The sequence below is a fragment of the Clostridium sp. AM25-23AC genome, from assembly GCF_003435125.1.
GTDB classification, from domain to species: Bacteria; Bacillota; Clostridia; order Lachnospirales; family Lachnospiraceae; genus Pilosibacter; species Pilosibacter fragilis.
The window spans coordinates 1-7,422 of the sequence record NZ_QWGI01000051.1; the positions used below are offsets into that span (position 1 = coordinate 1).

At 43.5% G+C, this 7,422-nt stretch carries 11 protein-coding genes; all 11 read left to right on the plus strand.

Annotated elements, in window-relative coordinates; translation table 11 throughout:
• Nucleotides 1–409: 409 nt before the first annotated feature.
• The 11 genes from DW677_RS17015 (at nucleotide 410) to DW677_RS19130 (ending at nucleotide 6,996) form a co-directional block, all read left to right on the plus strand.
• On the plus strand, nucleotides 410–661 hold the full coding sequence (locus tag DW677_RS17015; protein WP_015553466.1) for a helix-turn-helix domain-containing protein: 252 nt from the start codon (nucleotides 410–412) through the stop codon (nucleotides 659–661).
• Between the two features lie 3 nt (nucleotides 662–664).
• Entirely contained in the window at nucleotides 665–1,048 is a 384-nt protein-coding gene (locus DW677_RS17020; RefSeq protein WP_117472669.1) for a VOC family protein, read from the plus strand.
• A 91-nt stretch (nucleotides 1,049–1,139) separates the two neighbouring features.
• Nucleotides 1,140–1,760 carry a TetR/AcrR family transcriptional regulator gene (locus DW677_RS17025; RefSeq protein WP_117472671.1) on the plus strand — a complete coding sequence of 207 codons (621 nt, stop codon included), beginning with the start codon at nucleotides 1,140–1,142 and terminating at the stop codon, nucleotides 1,758–1,760.
• A gap of 5 nt (nucleotides 1,761–1,765) precedes the next feature.
• The gene (locus DW677_RS17030) at nucleotides 1,766–1,960 is read left to right on the plus strand and encodes a cysteine-rich KTR domain-containing protein (protein WP_117472681.1); all 195 of its coding nucleotides are present in this window, start codon (nucleotides 1,766–1,768) and stop codon (nucleotides 1,958–1,960) included.
• Nucleotides 1,961–2,055: 95 nt separating this feature from the next.
• Nucleotides 2,056–2,652, plus strand: coding sequence for an N-acetyltransferase (locus tag DW677_RS17035; protein ID WP_207658710.1), 597 nt, complete (start codon nucleotides 2,056–2,058; stop codon nucleotides 2,650–2,652).
• A gap of 504 nt (nucleotides 2,653–3,156) precedes the next feature.
• Nucleotides 3,157–3,729, plus strand: a complete 573-nt coding sequence (locus tag DW677_RS17040; RefSeq protein WP_347466479.1) for a DNA-3-methyladenine glycosylase I — start codon at nucleotides 3,157–3,159, stop codon at nucleotides 3,727–3,729.
• Nucleotides 3,726–4,442, plus strand: coding sequence for a DNA/RNA nuclease SfsA (gene sfsA / locus DW677_RS17045; protein WP_117472677.1), 717 nt, complete (start codon nucleotides 3,726–3,728; stop codon nucleotides 4,440–4,442). Before DW677_RS17040 ends, sfsA begins: the two co-directional genes overlap by 4 nt.
• A gap of 50 nt (nucleotides 4,443–4,492) precedes the next feature.
• Complete coding sequence (locus DW677_RS17050) at nucleotides 4,493–4,885, plus strand: SdpI family protein (protein ID WP_347473202.1); 393 nt, start codon at nucleotides 4,493–4,495, stop codon at nucleotides 4,883–4,885.
• Between the two features lie 24 nt (nucleotides 4,886–4,909).
• Complete coding sequence (locus DW677_RS17055; protein WP_117471156.1) at nucleotides 4,910–5,218, plus strand: hypothetical protein; 309 nt, start codon at nucleotides 4,910–4,912, stop codon at nucleotides 5,216–5,218.
• Nucleotides 5,219–5,368: 150 nt separating this feature from the next.
• Nucleotides 5,369–6,112, plus strand: a complete 744-nt coding sequence (locus tag DW677_RS17060; protein ID WP_117471155.1) for a GNAT family N-acetyltransferase — start codon at nucleotides 5,369–5,371, stop codon at nucleotides 6,110–6,112.
• 446 nt (nucleotides 6,113–6,558) lie between these two features.
• Complete coding sequence (locus DW677_RS19130; protein ID WP_117471177.1) at nucleotides 6,559–6,996, plus strand: prepilin-type N-terminal cleavage/methylation domain-containing protein; 438 nt, start codon at nucleotides 6,559–6,561, stop codon at nucleotides 6,994–6,996.
• Nucleotides 6,997–7,422: the final 426 nt, after the last annotated feature.

Below are 7,422 nucleotides of genomic sequence, written 5' to 3' on the forward strand. Positions count from 1 at the left end.
ACTTACTTTTCAGGGGACGAGATATCTATCATTTGAGCGTGCGTGACGGTAGTGTCAAATAATCTATGAAAAACTGAGTCAAATAAAAGGTTCAATTGAAGCTGCCGAAACATAATTATGTGTTTTGCGTAAGCATCTTGAGGAAAGCGTATATCAGGTTTCTGCTGTTTCTGCATCGGATGTACTGAAACGAAATACAGACTTTTTTCGCTGTGCGTTCCTGTTCGGGATAATGTCAAGATGAGCAAATCATTCTCAATTCGATTCTGCCTTATGTTGGCAGGGGCCGCACAGAAAGCATTGCCAGTTTCTTGTTTCACATTGCTTTCATAAAAATAAATGTTCCTCTTGATATTATCATAAATGATAATCTAATATATTTAGAGAATGATGAAGAGGAGAGTATCATATGGAATTGGCAGAGATTGCAATGAACCCTGCTCGTCAGAGGATTTTTCAGTATTTTTTGCTTCATGAAACTGGCACAGTTAAGGAAATCAGAAAAGCACTGCCGGATATTCCAAGCGCAAGCTTATATCGGCATATAAAGATTCTTGCGGATAGTTCCATCCTCATGGTTGTAGGCGAAAATCGAATCCGCGGTACGGTTGAAAGCGTTTATCAATTAAATGAGGTATATGTTCGGACGTTGTGGAGGTGAGTTATGAAAATAGAACACATTGCTTTATATGTAAAAGATCTGGAAACAGCTCGCAGTTTCTTTGTGAAGTATATGGGCGCAAAATCAAACGAAGGCTACCATAATCTGAAAACAGGTTTCCGCTCTTATTTTCTGTCATTTGGCGATGGGGCACGGCTTGAAATTATGAACAATCCGGAAATGCTTGATTTTTCAAAGGAATTTGCCCGCACTGGGTATGCGCACATTGCATTCAGCGTAGGCAGCAAAGAAAAAGTAGATGCGTTGACCGCTGAACTGAAAACTGACGGATATGAAGTGGTCAGCGGTCCCAGGACAACCGGAGATGGTTACTATGAAAGTTGTATTATTGCAATCGAAGGCAATCAAATTGAAATTACAGTTTGACTTCAATCTTTTATTCATTAACTCTTGACAAGTAACCATTCGGTAACTATAATGAAGTTACCGAATGGTTACTTTGATAAAGGAGATAGTTATGGCAGAGGGTACAAAGGAACGGATTTTGAGAATCGCGCTGGAATTGTTTGCGCAGAACGGTTATCTGGGGACGTCTATGAATGATATTGCAGGGCAGTTGGGATTTACGAAAGCTGCCTTATATAAGCACTATGCCAGCAAACAGGAAATCCTGGATAAGATCGTGGAGCGAATGAACAGGATGGATTATGAGCGCGCTGAGGCGTATGAAATGCCGGAAACGGAACCAGACGGCTTTGCGGAAGCATATCTGCATACGCCAATTAAAAAAATTCGCACATACAGCCTTGCCCAGTTTGATCATTGGACGAAGGAACCGTTCTCCTCCAATTTCCGTAAAATGCTGACGCTGGAGCAATACCGTGATCCTAAGCTTGCACAGCTTCACCACGATTATCTCGCGGGAGGCCCTTTGGAGTACATGGCGGCCATCTTCCGCAAGCTGGCAGATTCAGATGAGGACGCTATGCAGCTGGCGCTGGAGTTCTATGGGCCGATGTATCTTTTATACAGTGTCTACGACGGTGCAGAGGAAAAAGAAGCGGTTTCTTCTTTGTTGGCGACACATATTGATCACTTTATTGCCAGAGTTGAGTCTGATTGCAGAAAGAAGGAATGAACAACATGAAAGATGTCGAGGAAGAAAAACGCTGGGTTTTATGCCCGTGGTGCGGTGCCAAGACGCGCTTACAGATATTACGGGAGACGGAATTAGTGACTTTTCCTTTGTTTTGTCCCAAATGCAGGCATGAGAGTATTATCAATGCAAAAAATTTTATCATCGAAACCAAACAGCCAGACGCAAAGACGCAGTGCTGATCGCAAAACGATCATGCGCTGCGTCCTTTTTTGAAAGGAAGGCTGCTATGGAGGCAATTGTTTACACCACCAAAGGAGGATCTACTATGGATGCAATTAAGAATATTATTATTCGTCTGGAAACAAAAGAAGATTACAGAGCTGTCGAAAACCTGACCCGTGAGTCATTCTGGAATGTCTACCGCCCGGGCTGCATGGAGCACTATGTGCTGCACTGTTATCGGAATGACCCGGCATTTGTGCCGGAGCTGGATTTTGTGATGGAACTGGGCGGTGAGCTGATCGGGCAGGTCATCTATGTGCGGTCAGAAATCGAGTGTGATGACGGGCGAACCCTACCGATCATGACCTTCGGTCCCATCGGCATCGCACCCGCATACAAGCGGCAGGGCTACGGAAAGCAGCTGCTTGACTATTCCATGGAAAAAGCCAGGGAAATGGGAGCAGGGGCGCTTGCCATTACCGGCAATATAGACTTTTACGGCAAGTCTGGCTTTGTTCCGGCCAAAACTAAGGGCGTGCGCTATGCCGACGACCCGGAGACGGACTATTTCCTCATCAAAGAACTGAAACCCGGATTTCTGGACGGTGTCTCAGGCACTTACAAAGACCCCGATGGGTATTTTGTCTGTGAGAAAGATCCGGAGGGGTTTGAACAGTTTGAAGCCACTTTCCCGTTTTCGCCAATGTAGAACATCCGTACCCGCCCGGATTTCACGAGATACAAATTGGATGAACGGTCTCCCTGCATATATAAAATATTCCCAGTCCGAATCACAAACTCAGTTCCGACTTCCTCAAAAAGTGGATAATATCTGCTCGATAGTATTATGGTAATTACAAGAATCATGCCGCTTCGTGTTGGTAAAGGCTGCATAGAGCACTGAAAAAGTCAAAACGAACAGTAGGCAGCCCCACAAGGACAACCAAAGCGCGCCTACGGGGCCAACGCGTAATCGGAGAGCTCTTGTTAAACGTACTTTCTTTTGCTATAATATTTTTCAACATAATACGTTGCTTTTGTGCAATATAATGGTATTTATACATCTTTCTTCTGGAAGAAACAGGGCTTGTTATTGAGCGCGCGGAAGAGTGATAAAAAGAAGACAGAGATACTGATCATTGTATAGTGGTTCTGAAAAATGGATCGGAAATTTCATACTGGAATGGTACCACTTGAAAAGTAGGAAGGTGAGATGCGAATGAATTGGGCAGACGGAAAAATGCGGTGCTGCTGGGCAAATCCAAAAAACGAACGGTACATCCGTTATCACGATGAGGAATGGGGCGTTCCGGTGCATGATGACCGGAAGCTTTTTGAAATGCTGATCCTGGAGTGCTTTCAGGCAGGACTGTCCTGGGAATGTGTCCTGAATAAGCGGGATGCGTTTCGCGAAGCCTTTGACGGCTTCGATGTTGAAAAGGTTTGCGTCTACAAGGAGGAAAAGCTGGAAGCCTTGCGGAATGATCCCGGCATCATACGCAACCGTCTGAAAATACAGGCTGCCGTTACCAATGCACAGGCATTCCGTGAAATCCAGAAGGAATATGGCAGCTTTTTAGAGTATCTCTGGCATTGGACGGAGGGCAGCGTGATCCGGGAAACCGGGAAAACAAGTTCGGAATTATCGGATGCAATTTCCAAAGACTTAAAGAAGCATGGCATGAAATTTGTGGGAACCACGGTGGTTTATGCCTACCTGCAGGCCGTCGGCGTGATCTGGTCGCATGAGGATGAATGCTTTTGCAGGCAAGAGGATGAGACATGATGAAACAGAAACCGACAATTATTTATGAGAATACCGTCGCAGGCAGCTTCGTCCGCAGGATCAACCGTTTCACAGCGGAGGTTCTGATCGATGGGGGGACAGAGCTGGTTCATGTGAAAAATACGGGGCGTTTGCGGGAGCTTCTGGTGCCGAAAGCGAAGGTGACGCTGCAGAAGACGTTGAATATGAATCGAAAAACGGCATACGATCTGATCTCTGTATACAAGCCGAAGCTAAAATGGGTGAATATTGACAGTCTGGCACCAAATGCTTTGATGAAGCAGCTGTACATGAGCCTGAATTATGATCTTGTGAAGGCAGAATATACTTATGGAGACTCCAGAATTGATTTTTACATGGAAAAAAACGGAGAAAAATTCCTGACGGAAGTGAAGGGGTGCACACTGGCGGATGATCTGCATCCGGGCATCGGATTGTTTCCGGACGCACCAACGGAGCGAGGTGTAAAACATTTACACGAGCTGACAAAGGCGGCAAAGGAAGGCTGCCGCACGGCAATCGCCTTTGTGATTCAGATGAATGGAATTCATCGGGTGCTGCCGAATGAGGCGGCACAGCCGGAGTTTAAGAAGGCACTTGTGGAGGCTGCGAAGGCAGGCGTTCAGATCGTCTGTTACAGTTGTCATGTGGAAGCGGATCGTATAAAGATCACGGGTGTAACCGAAGATACTTCAAGCTTTGTGAATATGTAGGAAATGAAGGCTTAAGAAGATAGGCAGGCGAAAGAGTATAATCGGGAGTCATGGAGGTGAATTTTATGTGCTTTTGGTGGTTTATGTTAATATGTGATATGATAATTCCCATTGTTATGGTTATTGTAGGAAGAATGATGTGGAAACATTGTCCAAAACATATAAACGGTATGTTAGGCTACAGAACCACTCGTTCGATGAAAAATATGGATACATGGAAATTTGCCCATGACTATTGTGGAAAACTTTGGTGGAAAATAGGATGGGTAATGATCCTACCATCTGCTTTGATACATATTCCGTTATACCATAGTGATGAAAATACGATTGGGGTTGCAGGGGGAATCCTTGTAACAATTCAATGTATTATTTTGATTGTATCAATTTATCCGACAGAAAAAGCTTTGCGAAAGAATTTTAATGATGACGGAACGCCAAGATAAATCGAAATTTGATGAGGTGATAATATGAGCAAAAGTAAGAAGTTGACAAATAGAATTATTGCTGTCATATTGATTGTTTTGGGTCTTATATTGGGTGGCACATGGAATAGCGCGAAGTATTGCATTGGAGATAAAATTTTTATCGCCTTAGGTATATCTCCTTGGTCAAATGGTTCAAGTGGAACACATTATCCTGCTATTATTGGTAGTTTTGTTATTTTGGCTGGAATAAGTATCTTGAACTTAACTTTGCAAAAGAAAACTCGTTTGTGGATTTGGACTGCTGTTATTCTATGCTTTATTTTGTTTAATTTGTTTTTTACCTATATGTAGTAGATGATAACTTTCAGTTTGAAGTGACCTTCCCCCCAAAAAAGCGGAAGCTTCCGGGTGCGTAGCACGGAACAATCCGCAGGAATCAAAATAGTGGGCTTTTGACCTCGATATTATGCAATAAACATGGAGAAAGTCAGGTGACGATCGATGAAATATATCCATATCACGAAAGAGAACATTGATAAGGAGCACATCTGCTGTGCCATGTCCGGCAAGCAGGCTCTTGCAAAAAAGGAGTGGCTGAAGCAGCGCTTTGATGAGGGACTTGTCTTTTATCGCAGTGAGGAGCGTGGAAAGTGCTTTATCGAATATATTCCAGCGGAAAACGCATGGGTGCCCATTGAAGCAGGAGGCTGGCTTTATATCAACTGCCTTTGGGTTTCCGGCTCCATGAAGGGACACGGCTATTCCTCAGAACTGCTTTCCGAGTGTATCCGGGACGCGAAAGAACAGGGAAAGAAAGGTATTTGCATTCTGTGCGCCGAGGGACGGAAACGGGAATTTTTAGCTGATCCGAAATTTCTGAAGTATAAAGGCTTCAAAGTCGCGGATATATCTGACTGTGGGATCAACCTCATGTACCTGCCCCTTGCAGAGAATGCGGATCAGCCGAGATTCAAAGATTGTGCCAGACATCCGAAAGTCAGCGAAACGGGCTTTGTCCTCTATTATACCGACCAGTGCCCTTTCACCTATTATTGGGTGCCGAAGGTACAGGAAGCGGCAAAGGAACACGGCATGTCGTTTCAAGCATTTCATATTACCGACAAAGAAGCCGCGCAGAATGTACCTGCACCGGTCACCACATATGCCCTGTTCCGGGATGGAGAGTTTTTGACTCAGGGCATTCAGTCAGATAAAAAGTTTCTGGCACTTGCGGGCATAAAGTGATGACAGATGCGTTTCGTTACGATTGCAAAGAGCATGTATAAGGGGTGGAAAGTGAGGAAAAGAATATCTATGAAAAGAAAAATCATCATTGCGGTGGCAGTCATCGCAGGTATTTTGGCAGCAGTTGCGATTATTTCAATTTTGGCACAGACGCCGATGCCGATCTGACGAGTGGAAGATAGTCATGAATTTGGAGGCATAAGTATAGGAAAAGGATGTCCTCCAAAATAGGACAGAGGTGCAGGAGGTTATAACAACAAGGATTGCTTTATGAGGGAAACAGATCAGGAAGGTTACGTGGATTTTGTGAAAACCGTAAGAATTTTATAGACATTTCTGCAAAAATCTAATATAATTATTCGATGGTTCTGAGAGAAATATGTCGGCTTACGATAATTTGAAATGCGTTTCGATCGGAACAGAAAAAAAGATGGGATTTGAAAGAGATGAATTTATTGAACGTACAGAAAAACAAAAAATGTGGCTTTACACTGGCGGAGCTTTTGATCGTGGTTGCGATCGTGGGGATCCTTGTAGCAATCTCAATTCCAATTTTCAGCGTGCAGCTTCACAAGGCGCGTGTGGCTGCCGATTGGGCAAATCTGCGAGCATACTATTCAGAGATTCAGGCAGATTATATCGCGACCGGGAAGTATAATCCAGAGGTGCCGGCATCAGACAATACAAGTTATCATTATCTTACAGAAATTACATTCCTTGATGGACAAAGGGTCGAACTGAAAGCGGGAAAGATTTTGATTGGGAAATCAAAAGGAGAAAATGGATACGAGATTGTATATTACTGCAATGAATATTTGAGGACACACAACGTGGAACCGCACTATTATAAATGTAGCTTGTCTCTTGGCGCTAGTGCATTATAAACAATGATAGAAGCAGATAAATAAAAGGAAGCAGGACAATGGAACTCCCCCCCAATGTCCTGTTTTTCTTATGTAACAGCAAATCCTTCCAACGCATCTATAGAAGACCGGGATGATCTTTGCAGACCCAGGTGTGGGCTGTAGTTCATATTATGGATACAGAATAACGAATGTTGTGTGCGTATGGCAAAAAAAATCAATATGTTGATAAAATGCAACAGAGGTGTAATGATAATGAAAAAAATGTAAAAAGATATCAAAAAAATGGTTGACTTTTCCATGGGGATTTGTTATTATAATACTCGCCTTGAGCGACAGGGCAAAACTTATTAAGAGTCATTAAGAAAACTTCTTAATCTCTCAAAAAAAGTTTTAAAAAGTTCTTGACAAACCGGAAACGGTATGATAGAATAAACGAGTTGCTGC